The sequence below is a fragment of the Nocardia stercoris genome (assembly GCF_003696265.1).
In the GTDB taxonomy this organism is placed as follows: Bacteria; Actinomycetota; Actinomycetes; order Mycobacteriales; family Mycobacteriaceae; genus Nocardia; species Nocardia stercoris.
Genome location: NZ_RFFH01000001.1, coordinates 830,334 through 856,353 on the forward strand (window position 1 = coordinate 830,334; position 26,020 = coordinate 856,353).

The window sequence follows — 26,020 nt, forward strand, 5'->3', positions numbered from 1 at the left end:
GACCGAACCCGACGCCCGCGCGCCGGGTCGTTCGCGCCACCGTGATTCGGACCGTGACCCGCACGGTTACTGGAGAATCATGGAAATTACTGGAAGTTGTGATTACGATGCCCTCGTGAGCGCAACTGCGGAGCAGCTGGAGGCTCGCATCGCCGAGCTCCGCTCGCAGGTGCGGGCGGCGGTGGCCAACGGCGACCGAACGGCCGCGCGGCAGGGCCGAGGTGAGTTGCGGCGGGTCGAAGCATTGTGGGACGAAGCCGTTCTCGGCGACGGTGGGGCGGATCAGGCTGCGACGGTGGATGATTCGCCGCTGGTGACGGTGCGCGACCAGGTGCACCGGGCGTTGACGCTGCTGTCGGTTCCGGCGGCCCCCAAGCTGATCGGCGCGGTCAGCGAGGGCTTCCTCGGGGTCGCGATCGGGTCCGGGCGGCTGACGAGCATGCGGCGCGACGAGGAACGGTCGTTCCGGTCGGCACCGTACGCGCGGCCGTACTATCTGTGTCCGGCGCTGACCGTGGACCTGCTGGCCCCGGCCCGCGGGGTGCTCGCGGTCAGTTCCTGGCCGGTGGCGTTGCGCATGATCGGCCCGCTCAGCCCGCGCGTCGACCTGCTCGGCGCGGTGGCGCGGCTGGCCGACCAGCTACCGAACCATGCGGGCCGGCCAGGAGCCGAGGCGGTGCTGCGCCGGCTGGCCAGATCCGTTCCCGGAGCACTCGATTCGGGTCCCGACCTGGATCCAGCGCAGGTGGCGGCCGCCGCGCGTCGGGAGCTGGCGGTGCACCGCGACGAGGACGCGGAGCAGCGAGAGCGGGCCGCCCGCAGGGTGATTGCGCAGTTGAAGGATCCCGCCGACCAACTGTTCGGCGTCCGGCTCGGCACCTTACGACGACTCGAGGCGAAATGAACGATCTGTCGGCGCAATTGGATCAGTTGCGTGGCTCGGCCCCGGCGGCCCGCCACAATGCCCGCACGATCGCCGCGTTGACCGCCAATCCCGGCTGCGGCCGGCGTGCGCTGCTCGACGCCGCGGCGGTCGACAAGGCCGAGGTGGCACGGGAACTCGGGTTCCCGCCGCAGTTCGGTCAGTCGCAGTTCGCGATCACCCGCGGCAATACGTTCGAGGCGCTGGTGAAGGCCAACGGCTGCGCGGAACTGCTGGCACTGCTGCGCACCGAACTGGGGTTGTCCCTGCCGGAGGTCGGGTACTACGACCTCAACGCCGTCGGTGACCGCGACGGAAACGCCATGCGGTACACCAAGACTCGTCAGGTGTTCGAGGAGGCGCTGCGTACCGGTTCGGGCACCCTGTTCGACCATCCGCTGCTGCGCCTCGACATCGCCGGTGCCACCGCGTATCTGGAGCCCGACGTGGTCGCGCTGCAGTTCGACGGGCAGTTCCACGTCGTGGAGATCAAGTCCTTCCCGATCATCGACAAGCAGGCCGATCCGACGCTGGTCGCGGGCGCGGCCCGGCAGTCCGCGGTCTACGTGCTGGCGATGCGCGCCCTGATGGAAAGCCTGGGCCAGTCACCGGATCTCGTTTCGCACGAGTCGATCCTGGTGTGCGCCAAGGACTTCACATTGACGCCCACGGTGGCACGGGTGGATCTACGCAAGCAGCTGCTGGTGATCTCCCGGCAGTTGTCCCGGCTGAAGTCGATCGACAAACTGATCGCGAATCTGCCCGCGGGCAGCACCTTCGAACCGGGTCCGGACCTGGCCGCGACGATCGCCGGCATCGACTCCCGGTACTCCCCGGACTGCATGTCACACTGCGATCTCGCGGTGCTGTGCCGGGCGGAGGCCCGGGCCGCCGGCGCGACCGACACGCTCGGCCGCGGGGTGTGCGACGAGCTGGGCGGTGTCGACAATATCGACACCGCGCTGGCGCTCGGCGACGGCACCCTGCCGCCCGGGCCCGAACACGAGGACATCGCCGAACTGCTGCGCATGGCGCACACCCTGCGGGTGGAGGCGATGGCATGAGTGTGCTCACCTCCTACACGCGCGCGCTGGCGGTGAAAGCCGGTCGGGCACAACCCATCGCGACCCGCCGGCACTACCACCTGTCGCCCCGCCCGCTGGTGCTGATCCCGCTGAAGCTGGCCGGTGAGGCCGCAGCGCCGCTGGCCGTCCTGGTCGGCCCGAACCCGGACGATCCGACCCTGTTCACCGTGCCCCAGCCCCGCGACCGGGTGCTGCGGCTGCGGATGGTCGACGACTTCGCGCGGCTCGTGCTCGCGTATCTGGACGGTTTCGCCGCCGACGTCGAGGAGACGACCAACCGCAACGGCGACATCGTGCGCTGCGCGACCGACGCGCCGCAGGTGTGGGTGCCGAACCCGGCCGGCGTGGAATTCCTCGGTCACCTGGGCATGTGGATGAGCCGGCAGATGCTCGACGGCGACAACGCGGTGCCCGAGACCACGCCGCGGCTGGGTGCCTGGCTGAACTGGCTGACCGCGCGGGCGCAGCATCCCGGCTCGGCGGTGATGCCGGTCGCGACCTCGGTGCTGAGTTCGCACTGGGCGTCCGGGCAGTCCGGCCTGGAGGACGGCAATCTGGCCGCCCTGCTCGGCTGGATCGACCCGCCGCCCGGGCTGGACGGCCCAGCCGCGGCGGCGCTCGCCGAGGATCCGTTGCGGACTCCGCCGGCCGGCCCGGCCACCGATCCCGGGTACGATAACGAGGAACTCGGCCCGCTGATCACCGCCTACGACCGGGCGGAGACGAAAGTGCGTGCCGCGCAACGGATCGACGCGTCACTGCGCGCCCAGCTGATGCCAACCTGGACCTCGATGTGGCGCGCGCTGGAGCTGCTGGCGGAACTGCCCGAGGCGCAATCGGTTGCGCAGCGCTGGGACTCGGATCGCAAATCGTTCACCCGCCAGGCCGACCGGATCGCCGACGGTAGCTACCGCTCGTACCGCGAGTCCGCGGTGCGTGCCGCTCGCCGCCTCGCCGACGAGGAGCAGGCCGACGAATCATTCAGTGCGCAAAGAGCTTTCGATGATCCGTTGGTGATGTCGGAGCATCTGCTGGCCGGGACCGCCTATCGCGGCACCGTCGAGGAGATCGACCCGGTGCATCGCGACATGTCCGACGGTGGCCGCGGCAAACTCCGTCCCCGCGTGGTGATCCGGCCGAACCTGCCGCTGCGTCCGGCCGTCGGCGCGACGCTCTACCGGGTCGGGCAGGCCAATCAGAAGGCCCACGTCCGCGAACTCGATGAGGATCTGGTCGTGCTGTGGCTGGAAGGTGGTCTGGGCAAAGGGAATCGGAAGGAGCCCGAGGCGGGGACGGTACCCGAGGAAGGCGATGTGGTGACCTTCACGCAGTTCTCGCCGAAGCCGTCCGGGCCGCCGGTGAAACTGCCGCCGCGGGAAGAGACTCCGTGGACCCATGGTGGGCCCCCGCCGGAGATTGCCGGTGCGTCATCGGAACCCGCCGACAGCCGCCCGCCCGGAACTATCGGCAGCTCGCCGCAGGATTCGGTAGCCGGCGTGGCTTCGGAATCCGCAGCTGGTCGGCTGCTGCGCACCCCCGTCGGCGTGCCACCACTGACCGGGGTCGGTGCTTCGCCCGAGGCCGCGGGAGGTGCGGCGTGAACGCGATCGTGGACCGGGTCACCGGCGACATTCTCGCCGACCTGCGCCGGCGCAGCCACCGCGGCATGGTCGTCGACTCTCCGCCCGGCGCAGGCAAATCCACGCTGGTCGTCCGGGCCGTGCGCGAGACGGTCGCCGACGGGGATCAGCGAGTCGTGGTGGCGCAGACCAACAGTCAGGTCGACGACCTGATCGAGCGCCTCGCCGCCGAAGACCCCGGAATGAAGATCGGCCGACTCTCCTCGCAGCAGCACAGCCAGCTCTCCGACCGGCTCGCCGACTGCCCGAACGTGGTGAGCCGCTTGAAGATCGGCGACCTCGAAGACTGCGCGGTGGTGATCGGGACCGCCGCCAAATGGGCGACCATCGGCGAGGGCACCTGGTCCGGCGCCATCATCGACGAGGCCTACCAGATGCGCTCGGACATGCTGCTGCGCGTCGCGAACCGCTTCGACCACATCATGTTCGTCGGCGACCCCGGGCAGCTCGACCCCTTCGCCACCGTCGACACCGACTCGTGGAAGGGCCTCGCCTGGGACCCCAGCATGAGCGCGGTCGAAGTCATGCTGGCCAACAACTCCGGCATCCCCGTCCACCGCCTCCCGGTCTCCTGGCGCCTGCCCGCCACCGCCGCACCGCTGGTCTCCGCGGCCTTCTACCCGTTCAACCCCTTCGACGCCGGCACCACCGCCGGCCAGCGCCGCATGACGTATTCCACTCGTGGCCTGGGCAAACCGATCGACAAACTCCTCGATATCGCCGCCGAAACCGGTTGGGGCTGGTACGAACTGCCCGCCCGCCACACCCTGCGCACCGACCGCGAAGCCATGGCCGCGATCGCCGCGATCGCTTGCCGCCTGTTGGAACGCGGCACCGAAACCCATTCCGAGCGTGGCACTTCCACTCTCACCCCCGACCGCATCGCCATCGGCGTAGCCCACCGCGACCAAACCGACGCCGTCCGAGCGGCTTTGGCCGGCACCATCGCCGCCGCCGTCACCGTAGACACCGCGAACCGCCTCCAGGGCCGCGAATACGACGTCACCGTCGTCCTGCACCCCCTCTCCGGCCGCCGCGACGCCTCCGCCTTCCACCTGGAAGCCGGGCGCCTGTGCGTCCTCGCCTCCCGCCACCGCCACGCCTGCATCATGGTGGGCCGCGCGGGAATCAGCGAACTACTCGACGCACACCCGTCCGCAGAGCCGGTGCATCTGGGGGTGGCGTTGAAGTTCCCGGACGGGTGGGAGGCGAACCAGCGGGTGCTGGGGGAGCTGGCGGAGTGCTCGGTGCGGGCGTGAGTCAGGGTGTGGCCGGCGGAGGCTCGGCCGTAGACCGCCCGTGCTCGATACAGTGCTCGAGTGCCCGTTTCCGTTGACGTGATCGACATCCTGGACCCGATGCCGGGCCTCGTCCCTGCCGGCGAGTCGGGCGGGCGTCCGACCTTCGCACTGTGGCGTGAGGGCGCGGTGCGTCTTCTCGACGACCGACTCGCCGAGAAGACGCAGCGGGTGCTCCCGCTGGAAGGCGACGTCCGTGTCCTCGCGGCGGCCGGTCTCGATCTGCTCGTACTCGCTGCTGCGGGCGGACTCGTCGTCGCCGGAACGGACGTGGTCACGCCGGCCGGAACACCCGCCGACGCGGCTGCGCTCGTCGGCGGTCGTCTTGTTGTCGCTGTTGCGGACGGCGAGCGGCACCGGCTGCTCGTGCTCGATTCCGCGACCGGGACGATCCTCGACACCCAGGCCATCGACGCCGACGCTGCGCGCGCCGTCCTGCATCCTCATCCTGCCGAGGACACGGCGATTCTCGAGCTCGCCATGGGCCAGGACGGCGTTCTCGCCTTCCGTGTCGATGTCGAGGGCTCGCGCCTGCATGTCACCGAGATCCTCGCCGGAGATGACCCGGTGATCGCGGGCTTCAGTCCGTCCGGCGCGCGACTGCTCGTCACCCCGTACAGCGATCCGCAGACCGTGCGGATGCTGTCGTGGCCGGAGCTCGAGGAGATCGCACGGCTCGACGCGGACGACGTCGACGCCGCGTATGGTTTCGGGCTCGCCGGATGCTGGATCGACGACGACCGGGTGGCTGTGTACGCGACCGAGGACGCATTGATGGTCACCGGCGCGAACTTCGAGTCGTGCGAACGCATCGCAATGCCGATCGACTTCGGCGACGAGGGGGAGGTCGAGAGCCTCACGCATTTGGGTTCGGGGACCGTCGCGGTCGGCGCGTGGACGCCGGCTGGCCGGCTCACCCTCGTCGTGCGCCTGAATGCTGGTCGTACCAGCCGACTGTAAGGAACTCGCAAGCCGGCGCAGAGAAGCTCATTGGGTCCGGAGAACCCGGTCCTGGTGAGCGAGGAGAACCCATGGGCGAGAGCCTGAGTGGCCGGTCTTCCGAGGAATACGGTGTGCGGTTCTGGGGGCGGCGGTCGGTTCAGCGCGGCCTGGCTGGGGTGACTTTTGCCGTCCTTGCCTACCTGCAGTATCGCTGGTGGCAGGTGCACGGTCGTCCCCTGTCGTGGGTGCTGTTGCTGACCACGCCGATGCAGGCCTTCGTACCGACCGGGATCGTCATGTTGGCGTTTCGCAAGCGGTGGACCGCGCGGTGGGCCGCGGTGCACGGGTTCGCTTATCAGCGGAAAACCGGTTGGCCGGTGCCGGATTGGAACTTTCCGCCGTTCAGTAATCGCAGTGCCTGCCGGTTTCGGGTGCGGGACGGGATGCGGGGGAGTGTCGGGGGGTTCGCCGCGAGCTTCTTTCATGTCACGTGGCTGGCCAACTACAAGGTCAGTGTGGGGCCGCGGAGCCGGAATGTGTTCGTGCTGCGGCTGCCTCGGGCGCTGCCGCGGCTGAGTGTGGGGGTGTCGTTCGACAGTGGGAAGGGGGATTCGGTGCAGTTCGAGTCGGCCCATTTCAACGATCGGTTCTTCGTGTACTGCGCGGATCCGGTTTTCGCACATGCGGTGTTCACGCCGCGCACCGTGGAGCGTCTCGTGGAGCTGAAGTGGAGTGGCGGGGCGACAACCAAATTCGAGATCGTCGGGGATCTGCTGGTCGCGATCTCGACCGCGGGCAATCTGCCGAATCAGATCGGCGACATCTTCGAGATCATGCGGATCATCGCCGACGGTGTGCCGCGCTTCGTCTGGAACGACTACGGAACGACTGTGCCGCAAGGTAATCGCGGCATGCAGGAAAGGATCGGCGCATGAGCACCACCGCCGTCGTTGTCACTATGGCCATCGTCGCGCTGGTCGCGGTGCTCTGGTACTTCTCGGTCTTCAATTCCTTTGTGCGGCTGCGGAATCTGGTAGACGAGTCGTGGCAGCAGGTCGATATCGAGCTGCGACGGCGGCACGACCTGGTGCCGAACCTGGTCGCCACGGTCGAGCGGGCCGCGAGCTTCGAGCGCGAGACCCTGGAAGCGGTGATCGCGGCGCGCGGCCGGGCGGAATCGGTGCGCGGCACCGCGAACACCGATGAGATCGTCGAGGCCGAGAACGCGCTCAGTGCCGCGCTCGGCAGGCTGCAGGCGTTGGCGGAACACTATCCCGCGCTGAGTGCGGTGCGGAATTACGCTGCGCTGCAGACGGAACTGTCCGACACCGAGGACCGGATCGCCGCGTCGCGGCGGCTGTACAACGCGAATGTCCGTGCGCTGAACACGAAGATCGGTTCGCTACCCGCGGCGGTGGTCGCCACGCTGCATCGGGTGGAGCCGGGGCGGTACTACGAGGTCGACGCGGCGGCCGTGCGGGACGTGGTCGACGTCGACCGGTTGTGGCGGCGTCGTGCGGTGTAGGGCCGTCCCGGTTTACCGCCGGGGCGCAAACCCGGGTGAATCGGGCCGTGGTCACGCGAAATTCGGCCCACAAGCCTGTTCCACCCGCATCATCGAACGGATGAACCATGAACCGACTCCGCGTCTGGGTTGCGAAGCCTCGCAGGTGCAGAGCTTGCGGAATCCGGTTGATCTCAGCCGCCGTGGCTGTGGCGGTGCGATGGACTGCCCAGCACACCGCGAAGGACCCTGCCTCCGGTCACCGGTACCCCGCGGTCGTACACCCGATCACCGACCGGCCGCGCAAAACTACCCGCAGTGCGGTCTATGAGCATTCCGACCGCAGGGTAAGCGAGATAGCTGGTGTGGTGGTACCAGAAGTGCCGATAGGGCTGATCGGCGAGCTCGGAATCGGCCTCGTCTTCGGTGTCCGGGCACAGGTCGTCGATGACCCGATAGTCGCCTGAATCTATGCATATCGCGACGTCGGTCGGTTCCTGGGTGTCGGACGTGGCCGTCGTCGTGGAACCGAATGTCTCGGGTGGGAGTGCCGGCGTGGTCGGCGCTGCGCCGACGTCCGGCTGCGTCGTGATGGTCGGGTGTGGCGATGTCGTGGTGCTGGTCGTCCAGCTCACCGGGTACTCCCGACCAGTTGGTGTCCTGGATGCTGCACCGGTCGAGTCCGGATCACACGCCGTGGTAGCCAGGGAGGCGGCTACCGCTGCGGTGAGAATTCCGGTTACCTGCCGTGATCGCAAGCGACGGCTGGCAACTTTTTGCTCGGACATAAGCGGCTGTGCGCCTTGCGGATTCGGCACCCCATCCTGACCCGCAAGGCGGCGCAACGTATTGGCAGCCATGTGCTTTCTCCTGCGATTGGTATTCGAGCTGCCTCGAGTACTGTGCGGCGAGAATCATTCCACTAGAGCGCGGGATCGGCCGGTCATTCCGAAAGTCTGACGCAGATGTCCGCTGTGCCCGATGTAGGTCATCCGTTGTCGACGCTGCCTGCCTACGTCTTCGGCGGGCTCGCCTCGGCGCAATTATTGGGACCGGTTGGTACATAAAGTGCCGATTGTCGCCTGTTGAGTAATCGAGATGTATGACTCGAATTCGAACCAATCGAGTTGGAGGCCGCGATTGGGGGCGGAGTTGCCAGATGGTGGTCAATCATGTTGCGGTTCAACGCATCTGGTGGTAACTGTCTCCGTGTGCAAGTTTCCGCTGAGGAAGTGACCCCTGGCGGTGCCGTCGAGTTTGGTGCATACTGATCGGCTCGGTTGAAATGGGCGGGCTGCGATGCGCGGTCTTTGTGTACATGCAAGATTCCTGCTGGGAGGTACTGCCCCGTGATGCAATTGCACGAACGTGAGTTCGAGCTGATTCAGTCGAAGGCGGCGGAATGGGCTAAGGCGCTCATCCAGCTCGATGGCCGAAACGGTCTATTGAACTTCACGATCACCAAGACTGCGTCACTTGATCTCGGTGAAAGCCCGGACAGCGCGGTCAGCAGGCTCCTTGTCGGCACCTCGGTTCGCCTGGGCGAGCTGTTCCCGGGCGCTGACTACCAAAACGCATGCACGCGGGCGCGAAACGTAGTACGCCGGATACGGGTGTACGGCGAGGAACAAGGTGTCGACGTCGGCCGATTGGTGTATGGACGAGTGACAACCAAGCCCGAGCGGCGGGGTGGGGCCCGCCCACCGGTAGCGCTGCGTGCGCCACTTCTCCTGTACCGGATCGACGTGAAGGCTCGGACGGCAGCTGAAACCGACTTCGCACTGCAGATCGTTCCTGATCCCGAGTTGAATCCTGTGCTGCTGTACTGTCTCGAGCACGAATACGGGGTCCCGGTGGACGAGGCCGAGATCCAAGCTCTGCTGAACCGGTCCGATGACTTTGCGTCGCCAGAACAGCTGGTGGAGAAGGTGTTTCGCCTGTTGGCTGACAGCGCGAGTCGGCACGGCGTTGATCTGGGGCTGAGCCGGATGGTAGCGGTGGGTATCTGCAACTACACGAAGTTGCCGATGGTGCAAGACCTCATGGGGTCGGCTGAGCTACTTGCACAGCACGATTTGATAGCCCTACTGGCCGGTTGCTCCGCGGACGGCCAGTACCCGCACGCTGACGCGAAGTTCGAGCCGATCACTCCGGACGAGGTGCCACCACGAGACGATCATCTGGTCCTCGATGCGGATTCGTCGCAGCAGCGTGCAATTGAAACTGCCGTTGCGAGAAAGCATGTCGTGATCGATGGTCCGCCCGGTACCGGGAAGAGTCAGACTATCGCCAATATCATTGCTGTGGGTGCAGCTCGAGGGCTGAAGATTCTGTTCGTGGCGGAAAAACGGGCAGCAATCGAGGCTGTCACAGACCGACTCGTCGAAATCGGTCTGGACAAGCTGGTTTTGGACCTGCATCAGGCCTCGGTGAGTAGCAAGGCGGTCGCTGCTCAGCTCGCCGACAGTTTCGAGCAACTTCAGCTTGTGCCTGCAGTCAAGGATGACGATCTGGATCGCCGAGTGGCCGAAGATCGGAACAGGCTGAACGCGTATGTTCATGAGCTTCATGTCCGGCGGCAGCCATGGGACTTGAGTGCATTCCAGGTCCGTGAGCATCTCATCCAGCGTCTCGAGCCCGGGCTACGACTTTCGAGGTTAGAACAATTCTCGCCTGATGTCCGGCGTGAGGTCCAGGATGATCTGCGCGCGGTCGTGGGCAACGGCGGGTTGCGTCTGGTACGGCGTGAGTCTCCGTGGTGGAGGGCTCAGATCGATACGGTGGAAAGGGCCCGTGAGGTACTGCCCTTGCTCGATCAGGTAGAGGCGCGGACGCTACGGAACAGCCAAGCAAGTATGCGCGCTCTGGTGAACCAGGTCGGACTGCCATTGCCTCGGGACCTTGACGGGTGGGACAGAACACTGGCCTTGTTGACGGCGATGTCGACGAGCGCCACCACCCTCGGCGGCAATATCTTCCGAGCGCCCCTGGACGAACTGCATGTCGCCACAGCATCCTGGAGTCAGCGCCGCCGGCTGCAACCGAAGATCAGCTGGAAGCGTCGTCGGCACCTATTGCGTGAGCTGAAGCAGCAGTCGAACGGAGTCGGCGCGAAGCAGCAGCTGCATTTCGAAGTATCGAAGGTTTCCGATCAGCTGAGGGAGTGGCAGCGAATCGGTGGGTCGCAGCAGGGTCCGGGGACGATCGGCGATCTGGTCGGTATCGGCGGCCAGTTTCATGATCTGAAGACGCAGCTTGCCGCACTGGCGATGGGCGTCGGCGTCGAACTGGTGCAACAGCCGCTGGATCATGTCGGACAGCAGCTCGAGGCCCTCAGCGCAGACCGCGATATGGTGCCGTTTCTGCCGGATCTGAATCAACGATTGCGTCGACTTCGTGGGCGGGGACTGGATCATTTGCTCGATCGCATCGCGACGGCGAATGCCGACCCCGACGAGGCAGTTGCCTTGTTCGACAGCGCGTTGATGAATTCGCTGGAGGAGGAGTTCAAGCTGACCTCGCAGCCTCTTCGGGACTTCCAGGTCGGTTCGCATACCAGGGTCCTGGCGGACTTTCGCGTGGCCGACGACAGTCATCGCTACCTAGCGGTACAGCGGGTCATGCGGCGAGTCGCGCACAATGTTCAACAGGCAAGCACCGCGCATCCGGACCAGTCGACGTTGGTCCGAAGTGAGGCGAAGAAGAAGCGAGGACACCGGTCATTGCGTCGGCTGGTGGCCGACGCGTCAGACGTGCTGTTGGCTGTTCGGCCGTGTTGGGCGATGTCGCCCCTTGTCGTCAGTCGCTCACTGCCGGCAGAGCAATTGTTCGATTTGGTGATCTTCGACGAGGCAAGCCAGGTTCAGCCGCACGACGCGATCACGTCGATCATGCGCGGGCGCCATCTTGTTGTCGCCGGCGATGAGCGACAGCTGCCGCCGACCAGTTTCTTCGACCGCTTGGGTGCAGATGACGGTGACGATGAGCACGGCGACGTGCAACTCGGTGACTACGAGTCGATCCTCACCGCACTACAGCCGATGATCCCGAATCGCAATCGACTGCATTGGCACTATCGAAGCCAGGACGAGCGACTGATCAAGTTCTCGAACGACGAGATCTACGGTGGGCAGCTCGTGACCTTTCCCGGTGCTCGAGTAAAGACGCCGGTCCAGCTCGTCGTCGTCGACGGTCGAGTTGAGCCCGGCGAACAAGGGTCGTCGGACACCGAAGCATTGCGCGTGGTCGAGCTGATTCTCGAGCATGCTACGAACCGCTCTCACGAAAGTCTCGGTGTCATCACTCTAGGGCTGGCACATCAGCGAAAGATTGATATGGCATTGCGGCGCGCGCGTGAAGATCGCCCGGAGCTGGATCAGTTCTTCGCTGACGATCGTGGTCCGACGAAACGGTTTTTCATCAAGAGCATAGAAACGGTCCAGGGAGACGAACGCGACGCGATCATCCTGACTGTCGGTGTCGCACGGAACGCACAGGGAAGGGTTCAACGAAACGGGTTCGCCGTGCTCAATCATGAGGGCACCGATCGGCGGATCAACGTAGCTGTCACCAGGGCGAGGCGTCGAATGACGGTGGTATCGTCCTTCCCGCCTGGATCATTGGAGCCGAGTGAACGTAAGACCGGAACGGAGATGCTACGGCGGTATCTCGAGGCTGCCCAACGAGGAGGAGCTACGGCGGCAGTCGGTCGCCGGCTTGCCGTAGAGCTCAATGGATTCGAGCGGATGATCCTTGATGCGTTGGTCGACCGTGGAGTGACTGTGATACCGCAGTGGGGTGTGTCCGGCTACCGAATCGATTTCGCGCTGGCGCATCCGGACGAACCGGGCCGGATGGTGCTCGCGGTCGAAGCCGATGGTGACAGCTACCACCGGGCCGCCAGTGCCCGCGACCGAGATCGATTGCGACAGGACCATCTTGAGCGACTCGGGTGGAAATTCCACCGTGTGTGGTCGTCGGCCTGGTTCGCAAACCCGGAACTGGAACTGGAACGGATTATCGATGCCTGGAAGGATGCAGTCGCTGCCGAGTGCGATGTGCCACTAGCGCCGGAACTGCAGAGGCAGATCTCCGTCCAGAACAGTGAGATCGGGCCCTCGCTGCCGCGTCCAGACGTACACCCAGGCCTGCCGATAACGAATTATAGTGTGGCACAGCTTGTTTCGATGTTCCGTTGGCGAATGTCGGACGGTTTGCTTCGTGATCCCGAAGATCGGATGGCTCAGGTGCGCGCGGATCTCGGATTTCAGCGTCGCGGTAAACGAATCGATGCGAGCTTGCGGGACGCATTCGAAAGAGCACAGCATATGCAGTCATTGGAGGAATCCTGATGTTCACAGCGGACGAAATGACGATCGAGCGGCTCGCTCGAATCATCGTCGACAATGACGGCCCGTACATGCGCACCGGGCGGGACCTCGAAAAGTTGCTTGCGCGAGCTGGCTGGGAAAATCCACCCGAGTACGATGCGACGCCGAAGGTGCCCTGGCTGATCGAGCATATGATCGATCGAAACGATGGCGGGCAAGACATCGAGCGGCTGGTGTGCCGAGTCTGCGATCCGGTCGAATACCACGACGGCGAAGAGGTCGCGTCGGTCTTCCGGGCGGCCCTCAACAGTGTGCTGAAGGCTGAAGGTATGGCTGTCTTGGACAGCGGAGGCCGCCCGATCCTGGCTGAGATCGGCTCGGATGGGATGGGCGCGGTGAATGCAGAACCGCATGATCTCGACGAAAGAATTTATCGCCTGATCAAGGATCGTACGACTGCGGACCTGCTTTTGCACCGTGCTGCCGAGGCACGGATCTGTCAGCGTAGCGGGGCGCATACGATGGCGGTTATCGCGATCGGCAGCTTTGTCGAAGGGCTTCTTTACACGATGTTGAGCGAGCGATGCGACGACTGCCGCAACGGTCGTTTTATCGGGTCCAACGGAGAAATGACCTCGATGCGGCAGCCGAACCTTGCTGCACTCATCGACACCGCCCACGCCCTGGAGTGGATCCAGTTGGATGCGAAGACGTTCATGCATACTGTGCGTAACTTTCGGAACTATATTCACCCTCGACTCGAGCTAGCAGATAATCCTCGGTTCGACAGCGACAGCGTAGGGCTGTGTTGGGCGCCCGTCCAGGCGATGCTGAACGATCTGGAGTACCGCATCTCGACTGGCGTTTCGGGCTAGTCACCGTAGCGTTGAGTCACGGTTCAGACGGACATGCGGCGGATGTAGGGCGAGCGAAATTCGCTGGCCCACAAGCCTGTTCCACACGCATCATCGACCGGATGAACCATGAACCGACCCCGCGTCTGGGTATCGACTTCGGCCGGGTGATCCAGGGGGCGACCTTCGAATCCGGTGCGGCCGACACCGTTTTCCTTTCCGGCGACACCGAGGCGGCCATGGCCTCCCCACCCAGTCCGGACGCCTTCGACGTCCTCCCGCGCCTCGTCGAGCTGTTCGGCGGCCGGGCCTGGGTGATCTCGAAATGTGGTCCGCGCGTGGAGGAACGGACCAGGCAGTGGCTGGAGCACCACCGCTTCTACGACATCACGGGTATTCCTCGGGACAACGTGCGGTTCTGCCGGAAACGAGCCGACAAGCTGCCGCACTGTGTCGAATTGGGGATCACGCACATGATCGACGACCGCCTCGACGTGCATCGAGCGCTACACGGGACGGTGCCCAACCTGTACCTGTTCGGTGTGCAGTCCGAGCCGGTACCGGATTGGGTTCGGCAGACAGTGGATTGGCCCGCGGTGGAAGTCGCGATCACCGAATCGGTAAACGACTGAAGGCCGCGCTCCCGGAAATCCGGGACGCGGCCTTCGTGCATCAGGGTCAGGCGTCGACTGTGTCGAGCACCGGTTCCGGCTCCCGGCCCTGGCGGGCCAGCGGGCTCGGCCACCAGATGCGGTCACCGATGTCCAGCGTCAGCGAGGTCACCAGGATCGAGCGCACGATCAGGGTGTCGAGGAGGACGCCGACCGCGATCAGGATGCCCATCTCGGCGAAGCCGACGATCGGCATCGTGGTGAACACCGCGAACGTGCCGGCCAGCACCAGGCCCGCGGAGGTGATGACACCACCGGTGGCGGCCAGGCCCTTCAGGGCGCCGGTGCGGGTGCCGTGGGTCTTCGATTCCTCGTGGACTCGCGACATCAGGAAGATGTTGTAGTCGATGCCGAGAGCGACGAGGAAGACGAAGGCCAGCAACGGAAGTCCCGCGTCGGCGCCGTGGAAGCCGGCCAGGTCGAACAGCCAGCGGCTGATGCCCAGGGCGGCGAAGAAGGACAGCACCACGGTGGCGGTCAGCAGGACGGGCGCCAGGATCGAGCGGAGCAGGAGCATCAGGATGCCCATGACCACCAGCAGGACCAGCGGGACGATGACGTAGTTGTCGTGGGACGACGCCCGTTCGGTGTCGAGCAGGGTGGCGGTCTGGCCGCCGACCTTCGCGTCGGCACCGGGGATGGCGTGCACCGCGTCGCGCACCCGGTCGATCGTGTCCTGCGCGGCCTTGGAGTCCGGCGAATCCGTCAGCGTGCCTTCGATTGCGACGATGCCGTCCTTCACCTGCGGCGGAGCGACCGCGGTGATGCCCTGGGTCGCACGCAGTTTCGCGACAACCGCGTCGGCTTGCGCTGCGTTGGCGACGATCTGGACGGGCGCACCGGTGCCGGCGTCGAAATGCTGCTCCAGCAGCTTCATTCCGTCGACAGCGGCGGACTGCTTCACGAAGGAGTCCTTGGCGGCGACGCCGTGAGCCTGGAATCCGGACACCCCGAGCGCGGCGACCACCAGGGCGGCCGCGGTCACGATCCACACCACCCGCGGCCGGATCGCGATGGTGCGGCCGATCCGCGCCCAGATACCCGTGGTGGAACTCGGGTCGGTGGTACCGAAGTCGGGGTGGCGCGGCCAGAACACCCAGCGGCCGGTGATGGTGAGCAGGGCCGGCAGCAGGGTCAGCATGGCGGCCAGCGCGACAGCGATGCCGATCGCGCAGACCGGGCCCATCCCGGCGGTGGAGTTCATCCGGGCGACCAGCAGCACCAGCATGGCGATCATGACGGTGAGACCACTGGCCAGCACCGCGGGACCGGCCCGGTGCAGGGCCACCGCCATCGCCTCGTGTTTGTCCTCGTGCCGGCGCAGTTCCTCGCGATAGCGGGCCACCAGCAGCAAGGCGTAGTCGGTTCCGGCGCCGAACACGAGGATGGTCAGGACCGCCGCGCTCTGCGCGTTGACCGTCAGACCGGCGTGGGTGAATCCGTACACCGCCGCCTGCGCGACGACCAGGGCGATACCGGCCGCGAGCAGCGGCAGCACCCACAGCATCGGACCGTAGGTGGCGAGCAGGATGACGATCACGACACCAGCGGCCGCGTACAGCAGCAGACCGTCGATGCCCTTGAAGGCTTCACCCATCTCCGCGGCGAAACCGGCCGGACCGGTCGCCGCGACCGACAGGCCGGCGGGGCGCGGGGACTCCTTGTCCTTGATCGACTTCACGGTCGACGCAAGCGAATTCCAGCCGCCGCTGCCCATGTTGATCTGGACCAGGGTCTCGATGGCCTGCTTGTCCTGGGCCACGATCGGTTCGGAGGCCAGGGCCACACCCTGCACCTGCCGCGCGGCGGCGGCGTCGGCGGCCGCGGCCTGGATGTCGGCCGGTGTGATCGGGCCGTCGGTGCGGGAGTAGATCAGCACGACCGGCGCCTGGTCGGCGTTGCCGAACGGCAGGCCTTCCTTGTACGCCTGAGTCGATTCCGCGGAATCCGGAAGCCAGGTGACGGCGTCGTTCTTCTGCGCGTCGGTGAGTTTGCCGGCCAGGCCGCCGAGTGCGACGACTGCCAGGATCCATACGACCAGCACGACCCATTTGCTGCGGCGCCCAGCGGGCAGCCGAGCGAGCCGGCCGGACCAGCCGCTCATGTCGGGATCATTCGGTGCAGACACGTTGTCCCCCAGGGGAAATATCGGTGGGTTGGTGAGCTGATCGTACGAAAGGCACTGGCACCGAGACACCCTGAATTCCCAGGTGGGGGGAAACCCTGAATCATCCCACGAACTCCTGGGAGCTTTCTGTGGGACAGTCGAAATCCCGGGCCGCGGGGTGCGGCTCCGGGCTTCGAGAACGATATCGACGGCGTTCGCCGCCGGTGTGCGGTGGGTGCGTCAGTTGGCGGGAGCGCCCGCCGTCATTCCACCGTCGATGACGAATTCCGCTCCCGTGCAGTAGCTGGATTCCCGGCTGGCGAGGAAAACCACCAGGTCCGAGACTTCCTCGGCGGTGCCGAGCCGGGCGCGCGGGTTCTCGTCGCGGTCGGCCGAGAGGCCTTCCGGCGCACCGATCATCGGGGTCAGGATCCCGCCGGGGTGTACCGAATTGACCCGAACCCCGTGCGGCGCCAGTTCCAGCGCAGCGGATTTCGTGAACCCGCGCAGCCCGAACTTGGACGCGGTGTAGCCGTGCATTCCCGAAACACCTTGCAGGCCTGCGGCGGACGAGATATTCACCACACTCGCTGGGCGGGCCGCGACCAGGGCGTCCCGGGCGGCGCTGAGGCCCAGGAACGGTCCGGTCAGATTGATCGACAGTGCCCGCTGCCACTGCGCCTCGGTGTACTCGCCGATCGGGCCGCCGTCGAGGATGCCGGCGTTGTTGATCAGCACGTCCAGTTTGCCGAACCGGTCCAGCGCGACGGCCACCGCCGCGTCCCAGTCCGCCGCGTTCGTCACATCGAGATGGGTGTAGACGCAACGGTCGCCGAGTTCCTGGGCCAGCTTCGCGCCGGCTTCGTCGGCGATGTCGCCGAGCACCACACTGGCGCCCTGCGCCACGAACGCCCGAGCGTGCGAGGCACCCATGCCCGACGCCGCGCCGCTGATCAGCGCGACCCGGCCTGCGAGACGGTCACTCATCGGATCTCCTGCTTCTCCGGCCGCAGCGGACAGCGCGTGCCGGTGTAGATGGTCGGCATGCACTCGTTGCAGTGGATGCACGCGGATCGGGTTCCGGAGTCGGACTGGATGCGCCGCAACAGGTCCGGCTCGCGCAGCAGTGCCCGGCCCATCGCGACGAATTCGAATCCCGCGTCCCTGGCCTGCCGCATCGTGTCGTAATTGGTGATGCCGCCCAACAGGATCAGCGGCAGGCGCAGCTCCTGCCGGAACTGGCGTGCGCGGTCGAGCAGGTAGGCCTCGCGGTACGGGTATTCCTTCAGGAAGGCACTGCCGCCCAGGCGGAAGCCCCAGCGCAGCGGGATCGGCAGCGTCTTGCCGAAACTGCGGCGCGGCGCGTCGCCGTGGAACAGCAGCATCGGGTTGAGCAGCGAACTGCCGGCGGTCAGCTCGATGGCGTCGAGCCCGCCGTCGGCCTCCAGCAGCTTGGCTACCTCGATCGACTCGGGGATCTGCAGGCCGCCGCGGGCGCCGTCGGTCATGTTGAGCTTGGCGGTGACAGCCAGCCGGCCACCGACCGCGTCGCTGACCGCCGCGACGATCTCGCGCGCGAAGCGGGCGCGGTTCTCCAGCGAGCCACCGTAGGAGTCGCGGCGGCGGTTCAGCATCGGGCTCAGGAACGAGCTGGCCAGATAGTTGTGGCCGAGATGGACCTCGACGGCGTCGAAGCCGGACTGCTCGGCCAGCCGGGCCGCATTCGCATGTGCCGCAACAACTTCGCGCAGTTCCGCGGCGTCGGGGACCTTGCAGGGCCGCATGCCGAGCGGATTGAAGAACCGGCTCGGCGCCAGCGCGGGTTCCCCGTTGGACCGCGAATTCGCTACCGGCCCGGCATGACCGATCTGCGCGGAGGCCGCCGCGCCCTCCCGGTGTACCGCGTCGGTGAGCTTGCGCAGCCCGGGCACCACCTCGGGCCGCATCCACAGCGCGCCGTTGTCGGTGCGGCCGCCGGGCGCGACCGCGCAGTAGGCGACGGTGGTCATGCCGACCCCGCCGGCCGCGACTTCCCGATGGAACTCCACCAGCGCGTCGGACGGCATGGAACCGGGTGTCCGGCCTTCGAAGGTGGCGGCCTTGATGACGCGGTTGCGCAGCGTCAGCGGCCCGAGCCGGACCGGCTCGAAGACGTCGTTCATCGGGTATCTCCTTGTGGCGCAGTCAATCCGGCGAGGACGAAGTCGCGCAGGCTCGCCACCGAACGGGGGGAGAGCTCCTGTCCGACGCCGAAGCGCAGGATGATCAGATCGAAGGCGAGCATCCAGCGACGGCCCGCTTCGGCGGGATCGACGCCGGGCAACAGTCCGGCCCAGGTGCCGATGGTGAACCACGGTCCCTGCCAGCCGGTTCCGCTGTGCCGGCCCGCGACGAACTGGGCCAGCAGCCGCACGTGCAACTGGCCGATCGGATCGGCGACCAGGGTGACGAACGGTTCGATCACCGCGTCCACCACGTCGGCGACCGACGATTCACCTTCGGTGACCGCGGCCAGCCGGTCGGCCCAGACCGGGCCGAGACGATCCTCGAGCAGCGCGCTGACCAAGGCTTCCTTGGAGCCGAAATGGTAATGCGCCGCAGCGGCATTCGCGCCGGCGGCGGCGCAGATCGCCCGCACCGACACCTCGTCGTAGGGGCTGACGAGCAGCAGCTGCTCGGCCGCGGCCAGCAGCCGTTCGCGGGTACCTCCCGGGGCGGGCGCCGTCTGGTTCATGCGTCGATTCGACCACGCCGGGGGAGAAATTTCAATCATTGATTCAATCAGTGATTGAAGTACTCGCCGTCGTGGCCGACCGCGCCCGGACGGGCGGGGGAAATCGCCAGGTCAGCTGCCGTCGTAGCCGTTCAGTGTGGTCTTCAGATCGTCGAGGATCGCGCGCGCCGCGGTCAGACCCTCGCCGTGCCAGATCGCGTCGTCGACCGCGAACTCGCGACGATCCGACACCGCGCTGAGCTTCTTCCAGTCCGCCGACCGCATCACCGACTGACCATTCGACAACCCGTCCGGCCCGTCGAACATGACATAGACGATGTCGCCCTCGACCTTCGCCCGATCCGCCGCCGAACCCAGCGACCCGACCGGAAACGACTTGCCGCGCTGCGCACCCGGGCGCTGCACCCCGGCATCCGCGAGCACCCGTCCCGCGAAACTGTCGTCACCCTGCACCTGCATGCCCTGCGCCTCGAACCGCACCACCGACGCCTGCGAGAAATTCGCGGCGACCGCGGCACCCGCGTCGTGCGCGGCCGTCCGGTAGTCGTCGAGCAGTTTCGCCGCGGCATTCGGGCGGCCCAGCGCATCCGCGTAACCGGTGAACCGGCTCTGCCAATCCGCGCCGCCGACCAGCACCGTCGGCGCGATCGAACGCAAGGCGTCGGCGCCCGCGGCGCCCGCGGTGCCCAGGATCAGATCGGGATGCAGCGCCGCGATCCGGGCCGGATCCGGACTGCCGACCCCGCCCACACTCGGAATGATCGCGATACCGGTACCGAGATAATCGGGCTGCGCGGCCGGACCGCTCACCGTCGCCGCACCCACCACCTGCTTCCACAGACCCAGTGCGCAGACCGCGTCCAACGCCGCGGTGTCCAGGACGACGATCTGCTGCGGGTCCGCCGGAACCGTCGCGCCCGCGACCTGCCAGGTACCGGACCGTTCCGCGGCGATCGGAGTCGCACAAGCGGTTCGGGTGTCCCGGCCGACACCGGCCATATCCGCACCCGCCACCGCCGTCGTCGTCCGCACAATGGACGCCGCGTCCTCGTCGGTCTGCGCGCAACCACTCGCCACGCCCGCGGTCACCGCCAGCACCGACACCGCCGCCAGCACCCGCCGCAGCGGCGTACGTCCGTCGACAGACCTCTTGGCGCGAGCGCTCTTTCGGGGGCAGGAGTCCGCGGTCACCGGCATGCCGGGCAGGGTACACGCGGCGCCGGTCGGCCCAGCTCGCGGTGCCGCGGCCGACGTCAATACGACACAACGTAGGACCGGACGCGATGGTTGCCACAGCACGGTTTACGATTCGTCCTAGCGCAAGCCACCCGTCGCTCGTCGTGCGCCGGTAAGCAGTGCGTACGACAACGACCAGAAGGCACACCTTCAGGAGGAACAGTGACTGCTGTAGAGCCCCAGCCAGTCCCCAAGCTGGAAGCGACACGGCCCTACCCGGCACGTACGGGCCCCAAGGGGTCGTTCATCTACAAGGCCGTCACCACCACCGACCCGAAGGTCCTGGGTGTGATGTACCTGGTGACCGCGATGACCTTCTTCCTCATCGGTGGTCTGATGGCCCTGCTGATGCGTGCCGAGCTGGCGCGCCCGGGCCTGCAGTTCCTGTCGCCGGAACAGTTCAACCAGCTGTTCACCATGCACGGCACGATCATGCTGCTCTTCTACGCGACCGCGATCGTGTTCGGCTTCGCCAACATCGTGCTGCCGCTGCAGATCGGCGCCCCCGACGTCGCCTTCCCGCGACTGAACGCGTTCAGCTACTGGCTGTACCTGTTCGGCGCCTCGATGGCGACCGCCGGCTTCATCACCCCCGGTGGTGCGGCCGACTTCGGCTGGACCGCCTACACCCCGCTGTCGGACATCGTGCACTCGCCCGGTGTCGGTGGTGACCTGTGGATCCTGGGTCTGGCCGTCTCCGGTCTGGGCACCATCCTCGGTGGTGTCAACATGCTGACCACTGTCGTCTGCCTGCGTGCCCCGGGTATGACCCTGTTCCGCATGCCGATCTTCACCTGGAACATCGCGGTGACCTCGGTCCTGGTCCTGCTGGCCTTCCCGCTGCTGACCGCCGCGCTGATGGCGTTGGCCTACGACCGCCACCTGGGCGGCCACATCTACGACCCGGCCACCGGTGGCACGCTGCTCTACCAGCACCTGTTCTGGTACTTCGGCCACCCCGAGGTGTACATCATCGCGCTGCCGTTCTTCGGCATCGTGTCGGAGATCTTCCCGGTCTTCAGCCGCAAGCCGATCTTCGGTTACACCACCCTGGTCTACGCGACCCTGGGTATCGCCGCCCTGTCCATCGCGGTGTGGGCGCACCACATGTACGCGACCGGCGCCGTGCTGCTGCCGTACTTCTCGTTCATGACCTTCCTGATCGCGGTTCCGACCGGTGTGAAGTTCTTCAACTGGATCGGCACCATGTGGAAGGGGCAGCTGACCTTCGAGACACCGATGCTGTGGTCGGTCGGCTTCCTGGTCACGTTCCTCTTCGGTGGTCTGTCGGGTGTCATCCTGGCCTCGCCGCCGCTGGACTTCCACGTGTCCGACACCTACTTCGTCGTCGCGCACTTCCACTACGTGCTCTTCGGCACCATCGTGTTCGCGACCTTCGCGGGCATCTACTTCTGGTTCCCGAAGATGACCGGCCGGATGCTGGACGAGCGCCTGGGCAAGTGGCACTTCTGGGCCACCCTGGTCGGCTTCCACACCACCTTCCTGGTGCAGCACTGGCTGGGTGCCGAGGGTATGCCGCGTCGGTACGCCGACTACCTGCCCTCCGACGGGTTCACCCTGCTGAACACCATCTCCACCATCGGCGCGTTCATCCTGGGCGCCTCGACCCTGCCGTTCATCTGGAACGTCTTCAAGAGCTCGCGCTACGGCGAGGTCGTGACCGTGGACGACCCGTGGGGCTACGGCAACTCGCTGGAGTGGGCGACCTCCTGCCCGCCGCCGCGGCACAACTTCTACGAGCTGCCGCGCATCCGCTCCGAGCGTCCCGCGTTCGAGCTGCACTACCCCCACATGGTGGAGCGCATCCGCGCGGAGGCCCACGTGGGCTGGGGTGGCAAGGCTCACCAGGTCAAGGAAAAGGCCGGGGTTTCGGCCCACTAGGGTCTCTACCCCCGTGCGGCGGTCGTCTTTCGAGACGGCCGCCGTTCGGCATTTCGGGCACTACCCCGCTGTATGGCTTGGAGCGCATCCGCGCGGAGGCCCACGTGGGCTGGGGTGGCAAGGCTCACCAGGTCAAGGAGAAGGCCGGGGTTTCGGCCCACTAGGGTCTCTACCCCCGTGCGGCGGTCGTCTTTCGAGACGGCCGCCGTTCGGCATTTCGGGCACTACCCCGCTGTATGGCTTGGAGCGCATCCGCGCCGAGGCCCACGTGGGCTGGGGTGGCAAGGCTCACCACGTCAAGGAGAAGGCCGGGGTTTGGGCCCACTAGGTCTGCAGCCTCCTATGCGGCGGTCGTCTTCGAGGCGGCCGCCGTTCGGCGTTTCCGGGCCGGTCGGCGGCCGCTCGCGGCGGGCCGATGGGCGGTGCCGGGCCGCCGGGCGCGGCCTGAGACAATTTCAGCGGCCCCGGACCGGGGAAATCACCGAGAAACGGAGTTGCGAGTGGGCTCGTCCGACACCACAGTGCTGATCACGGTCACCGGACCCGACAAGCCGGGTGTCACCTCGGTGCTGCTGACGGCGCTGGCCCGCAACGGTGTGAGCCTGCTGGACGTGGAACAGGTCGTCATCCGCGGCCGGCTCACCCTGGGTGTCCTGGTGTCCTGCCCGGTCGATCCGGAGCGCTTGCAGGACCAGCTCGAGGACGCGATGGCCACCCTCGGCATGAATGTCGACGTGGAGATCGGCGCGGACCCGGCCGCCGGTGCCCGGCACTCGACCCACGCCGTGGTCGTGCTCGGCAATCCGGTGACCGCGCGCGCCTTCGGGGTCGTCGCGCGCACCCTGGCCGCGCAGGGCGTCAATATCGACGCGATCCGCGGCGTCGCCGACTATCCGGTCACCGGCTTGGAACTGACCGTCACCGTGCCCGGATCGGCCGACGCCGAGAGCCTGCTGCGCACCGGGCTGGCCGAGGTGGCGGCCCGCGAGAACGTCGACATCGCGGTCGAGCGCGCGGGCCTCGCGCGGCGGGCCAAGCGGCTGATCGTGTTCGACGTCGACTCCACGCTGATCCAGGGCGAGGTCATCGAGATGCTGGCCGCCCACGCCGGTGTCGAGGACGAGGTCCGCGCGGTCACCGAGGCGGCGATGCGCGGTGAACTCGACTTCGCCGAATCGCTGCGGCAGCGGGTCGCGACGCTGGCCGGCCTGGACCAGTCGGTGATCGACGAGGTCGCCGAGCGGATCGCACTGACCCCGGGCGCCCGCACCACCATCCGCACCCTGCGCCGGCTCGGCTTCCGCTGCGGTGTGGTCTCCGGCGGTTTCCGGCAGGTGATCGAGCCGCTCGCACACGAGCTGGAACTGGACTTCGTGCAGGCGAATACGCTCGAGGTGATCGACGGCAAGCTGACCGGCAAGGTCATCGGCGAGATCGTCGACCGCGAGGCCAAGGCGGTGGCGCTGCGCCGGTTCGCCGGCGAGACCGGGGTGCCGATGGAACAGACGGTGGCGGTGGGCGACGGCGCCAACGACATCGACATGCTCAACGCCGCCGGGCTCGGTATCGCGTTCAACGCCAAGCCGGCGCTGCGCGAGGTCGCCGATACCGCGCTCAACCACCCGTACCTGGACGCGGTGCTGTTCATCCTGGGCGTGACCCGGGACGAGGTCGAGGCCGCCGACGCTCGCGACGGCCTCCTGCGCCGGGTCCCGCTCGACCGATGACCCCGGACGCCGTGGACGCCGGATTCGTCGCGCGGCACGCGGAATTGGCGCGCGGCTACGGCGGTTCCGGCGACCCCGACGATCCCGCGCTGGTGCAGGCCATGCAGGTGGTCCTGCACATCCCGAAGACGGAACCGCCCGCGCGCAGCGAGTTGCTGGCCGCCGCCGCCGCGGCGGCGGTCGCGCTGTGCCTGGACGAACGGGTCGGCGCCGGCGGGCCCTGGGAACAGGCGTATCTGGGCTGGCATCGATCCCGGATCCGCAAGGTGACCCGGCGGGCCCGCGGCGCCCAATGGCTCGCCGCCACCGAATTGGACGGTGTGACAGTCGAATTCGGCAATGCCGCGGCGCACGCCCTGGTACCCGGACCGGTCGGCGCACTCGATCCGCGAATCAAGAAACTCCAGATCGGCGGCACCGAACTGGAATCCGACACTCCCGGCCCGGTCGATCCTTCGCTGCCGGTGCTTTGGGTCGACTCCGCTTTGGGTATGACCGTGGGTAAGGCTGCCGCGCAGGTCGGACATGCCAGCATGCTGCTGGCCGGCGCGCTGCCGGTGGAACAGGCCTACGCGTGGGCGCGGGCCGGGTTCCGGTGTGCGGTGCGCGACGCGGACCCGCGACAGTGGGCGGCGCTGCGTGCCCTGGTCGAGGCGGGCGCGGCCACCGCGGTCCGCGATGCCGGCTTCACGGAAGTCGCGCCCGGCTCGACGACGGTGATCGCCGTATCCGCGGCGAACGCGCCGCGCGTGCCGGACGGCGAGTCGGGCGATGTGCCCGATTGCGCCGTTGGCCTGGAGTGACGCACCGACAACTGGTGCTCGAATTCCGGACCCGCGTGCGGCAAGATCGGGGCCCTGCAACTGCCGCGCGGAGAGGTGCCGAGGTGCTTCTGAGATGACGACGCTGTTGGTGATACTCGCTGTTTGGGTGCTCATTTCGGTTCCGGTGGCACTGCTGTTGGGACGCCTGTTCCGGTCCCGACCCGACCACCGTGACGATGTCGGCCGTCGAGCCGGAGACCGGTTCACACCGATGATGCGGCGTGGCGGCCGATAACACGCCCCACAGGTAGATTGAGCCCGTGCCACAACCGGATCCCGATCTCCTCATCGATTTCACCGACGTCACCGTTCGCCGCTCCGGCCATACTCTCGTGGGCCCGGTCACCTGGCAGGTGGAACTCGACGAGCGGTGGGTCGTCCTGGGCCCCAACGGTGCCGGCAAGACCACGCTGCTGCGGATGGCCGCCGCCGAGATGCACCCGACCTCCGGCATCGCCAATCTGCTCGGTGAGACGTTGGGGCGCGTCGACATCAACGAGCTACGGCCGCGGATCGGCCTGTCCTCGGCCGCGATCGCGAGCCGGGTCCCGGTGGACGAGAAGGTGTCCGACCTCGTGGTGTCCGCCGGATACGCGGTGATGGGCCGCTGGCGGGAACGCTACGACGCCATGGACACCGATCGGGCGGTCGACATCCTGGAGAGCCTGGGCGCCGAACATCTGGCCGACCGCACCTACGGCACCCTGTCCGAGGGCGAACGCAAGCGGGTGCTCATCGCCCGCGCCCTGATGACCGATCCCGAACTGCTGCTGCTCGACGAGCCCGCGGCCGGCCTGGATCTGGGCGGGCGCGAGGAACTGGTCGAGCGGCTCGGCGATCTCGCGGCCGACCCCGACGCACCCGCCACCGTGCTGGTCACCCATCACGTCGAGGAGATTCCACCGGGCTTCACCCACGCCCTGCTGCTCGACGAGGGCTCGATCGTCGCGCAGGGCCTGCTGCATCAGGTACTCACCTCCGAGAACCTCAGCAAGGCGTTCCGGCAGGCGATCACGCTCGATCGGATCGACGGGCGCTACTTCGCCCGCCGCTCGCGCCGGCTGGGTCGCCACCGCTCCCGCTGACCGGCCGGAATCCGGTCGCGCGGCGCGCGGATATCCCGCAGAGCGGGAACCGCACATCCGATCTGCCGGTCCCCGGCGGCGTCGCGCGGCGGTCCGGTTACCGTGCAGGAGTGAGTGAGAGCAAAACAGAGGTCGCGCCGGTCCGGGACGCCTCGACGG

At 67.0% G+C, this 26,020-nt stretch carries 20 protein-coding genes; 14 read left to right on the plus strand and 6 right to left on the minus strand.

Annotated elements, in window-relative coordinates; all coding sequences use genetic code 11:
- Positions 1 to 115 precede the first annotated feature (115 nt).
- The 7 genes from EBN03_RS03725 (at position 116) to EBN03_RS03755 (ending at position 7,412) form a co-directional block, all read left to right on the plus strand.
- Positions 116 to 904 (plus strand): hypothetical protein, encoded by a 789-nt coding sequence (locus EBN03_RS03725; RefSeq protein ID WP_122186367.1) that lies wholly within the window; start codon positions 116 to 118, stop codon positions 902 to 904.
- Positions 901 to 1,986, plus strand: a complete 1,086-nt coding sequence (locus tag EBN03_RS03730; RefSeq protein WP_199742577.1) for a hypothetical protein — start codon at positions 901 to 903, stop codon at positions 1,984 to 1,986. The genes EBN03_RS03725 and EBN03_RS03730 overlap by 4 nt, the downstream gene beginning before the upstream one ends.
- Positions 1,983 to 3,608, plus strand: a complete 1,626-nt coding sequence (locus tag EBN03_RS03735) for a hypothetical protein (protein WP_199742578.1) — start codon at positions 1,983 to 1,985, stop codon at positions 3,606 to 3,608. The genes EBN03_RS03730 and EBN03_RS03735 overlap by 4 nt, the downstream gene beginning before the upstream one ends.
- Complete coding sequence (locus EBN03_RS03740; protein ID WP_233608092.1) at positions 3,605 to 4,906, plus strand: AAA family ATPase; 1,302 nt, start codon at positions 3,605 to 3,607, stop codon at positions 4,904 to 4,906. Before EBN03_RS03735 ends, EBN03_RS03740 begins: the two co-directional genes overlap by 4 nt.
- A gap of 78 nt (positions 4,907 to 4,984) precedes the next feature.
- Positions 4,985 to 5,905: a YncE family protein gene (locus tag EBN03_RS03745; RefSeq protein WP_122186368.1), complete on the plus strand. Its 921-nt coding sequence runs from the start codon at positions 4,985 to 4,987 to the stop codon at positions 5,903 to 5,905.
- A complete protein-coding gene (locus EBN03_RS03750; RefSeq protein ID WP_233608093.1) occupies positions 5,839 to 6,822 on the plus strand; it encodes a DUF3137 domain-containing protein in 984 nt (327 codons plus the stop codon). Before EBN03_RS03745 ends, EBN03_RS03750 begins: the two co-directional genes overlap by 67 nt.
- Positions 6,819 to 7,412, plus strand: a complete 594-nt coding sequence (locus tag EBN03_RS03755) for a LemA family protein (protein ID WP_122186369.1) — start codon at positions 6,819 to 6,821, stop codon at positions 7,410 to 7,412. Before EBN03_RS03750 ends, EBN03_RS03755 begins: the two co-directional genes overlap by 4 nt.
- A gap of 173 nt (positions 7,413 to 7,585) precedes the next feature.
- Here EBN03_RS03755 and EBN03_RS03760 read toward each other — a convergent pair whose 3' ends face one another.
- Complete coding sequence (locus EBN03_RS03760) at positions 7,586 to 8,251, minus strand: hypothetical protein (RefSeq protein ID WP_147471451.1); 666 nt, start codon at positions 8,249 to 8,251, stop codon at positions 7,586 to 7,588.
- 492 nt (positions 8,252 to 8,743) lie between these two features.
- Here EBN03_RS03760 and EBN03_RS03765 point away from each other — a divergent pair, with 492 nt between their 5' ends.
- The 3 genes from EBN03_RS03765 (at position 8,744) to EBN03_RS03775 (ending at position 14,207) form a co-directional block, all read left to right on the plus strand.
- On the plus strand, positions 8,744 to 12,742 hold the full coding sequence (locus tag EBN03_RS03765; RefSeq protein ID WP_233608179.1) for an AAA domain-containing protein: 3,999 nt from the start codon (positions 8,744 to 8,746) through the stop codon (positions 12,740 to 12,742).
- On the plus strand, positions 12,742 to 13,596 hold the full coding sequence (locus EBN03_RS03770) for a hypothetical protein (RefSeq protein ID WP_122186372.1): 855 nt from the start codon (positions 12,742 to 12,744) through the stop codon (positions 13,594 to 13,596). The genes EBN03_RS03765 and EBN03_RS03770 overlap by 1 nt, the downstream gene beginning before the upstream one ends.
- A gap of 101 nt (positions 13,597 to 13,697) precedes the next feature.
- Positions 13,698 to 14,207 carry a hypothetical protein gene (locus EBN03_RS03775; RefSeq protein ID WP_233608095.1) on the plus strand — a complete coding sequence of 170 codons (510 nt, stop codon included), beginning with the start codon at positions 13,698 to 13,700 and terminating at the stop codon, positions 14,205 to 14,207.
- Between the two features lie 46 nt (positions 14,208 to 14,253).
- On the opposite strand, the gene EBN03_RS03780 is transcribed toward EBN03_RS03775, so the two are convergent.
- The 5 genes from EBN03_RS03780 to EBN03_RS03800 all read right to left on the minus strand — a co-directional run bounded on the left by EBN03_RS03780 (position 14,254) and on the right by EBN03_RS03800 (position 20,284).
- Positions 14,254 to 16,350, minus strand: coding sequence for an MMPL family transporter (locus tag EBN03_RS03780; protein ID WP_122186373.1), 2,097 nt, complete (start codon positions 16,348 to 16,350; stop codon positions 14,254 to 14,256).
- Positions 16,351 to 16,593: 243 nt separating this feature from the next.
- On the minus strand, positions 16,594 to 17,340 hold the full coding sequence (locus EBN03_RS03785; RefSeq protein WP_122186374.1) for an SDR family oxidoreductase: 747 nt from the start codon (positions 17,338 to 17,340) through the stop codon (positions 16,594 to 16,596).
- A complete protein-coding gene (locus EBN03_RS03790; protein WP_122186375.1) occupies positions 17,337 to 18,515 on the minus strand; it encodes an NADH:flavin oxidoreductase in 1,179 nt (392 codons plus the stop codon). The genes EBN03_RS03785 and EBN03_RS03790 overlap by 4 nt, the downstream gene beginning before the upstream one ends.
- Positions 18,512 to 19,087 carry a TetR/AcrR family transcriptional regulator gene (locus tag EBN03_RS03795; protein WP_122186376.1) on the minus strand — a complete coding sequence of 192 codons (576 nt, stop codon included), beginning with the start codon at positions 19,085 to 19,087 and terminating at the stop codon, positions 18,512 to 18,514. Before EBN03_RS03795 ends, EBN03_RS03790 begins: the two co-directional genes overlap by 4 nt.
- A 111-nt stretch (positions 19,088 to 19,198) precedes the next feature.
- Positions 19,199 to 20,284, minus strand: a complete 1,086-nt coding sequence (locus tag EBN03_RS03800; protein ID WP_122186377.1) for an ABC transporter substrate-binding protein — start codon at positions 20,282 to 20,284, stop codon at positions 19,199 to 19,201.
- 201 nt (positions 20,285 to 20,485) lie between these two features.
- On the opposite strand from EBN03_RS03800, the gene ctaD reads away from it, so the two are divergent.
- From ctaD to EBN03_RS03820, 4 genes are all read left to right on the plus strand, one after another.
- Positions 20,486 to 22,225 carry an aa3-type cytochrome oxidase subunit I gene (gene ctaD, locus EBN03_RS03805; protein ID WP_122186378.1) on the plus strand — a complete coding sequence of 580 codons (1,740 nt, stop codon included), beginning with the start codon at positions 20,486 to 20,488 and terminating at the stop codon, positions 22,223 to 22,225.
- A 500-nt stretch (positions 22,226 to 22,725) separates the two neighbouring features.
- Positions 22,726 to 23,952 carry a phosphoserine phosphatase SerB gene (gene serB, locus EBN03_RS03810; protein WP_122186379.1) on the plus strand — a complete coding sequence of 409 codons (1,227 nt, stop codon included), beginning with the start codon at positions 22,726 to 22,728 and terminating at the stop codon, positions 23,950 to 23,952.
- Entirely contained in the window at positions 23,949 to 24,755 is an 807-nt protein-coding gene (locus tag EBN03_RS03815; RefSeq protein ID WP_122186380.1) for a peptidyl-tRNA hydrolase, read from the plus strand. The genes serB and EBN03_RS03815 overlap by 4 nt, the downstream gene beginning before the upstream one ends.
- Before the next feature lie 272 nt (positions 24,756 to 25,027).
- Positions 25,028 to 25,861 (plus strand): ABC transporter ATP-binding protein, encoded by an 834-nt coding sequence (locus EBN03_RS03820; RefSeq protein ID WP_122186381.1) that lies wholly within the window; start codon positions 25,028 to 25,030, stop codon positions 25,859 to 25,861.
- The last annotated feature ends 159 nt before the right edge of the window (positions 25,862 to 26,020 follow it).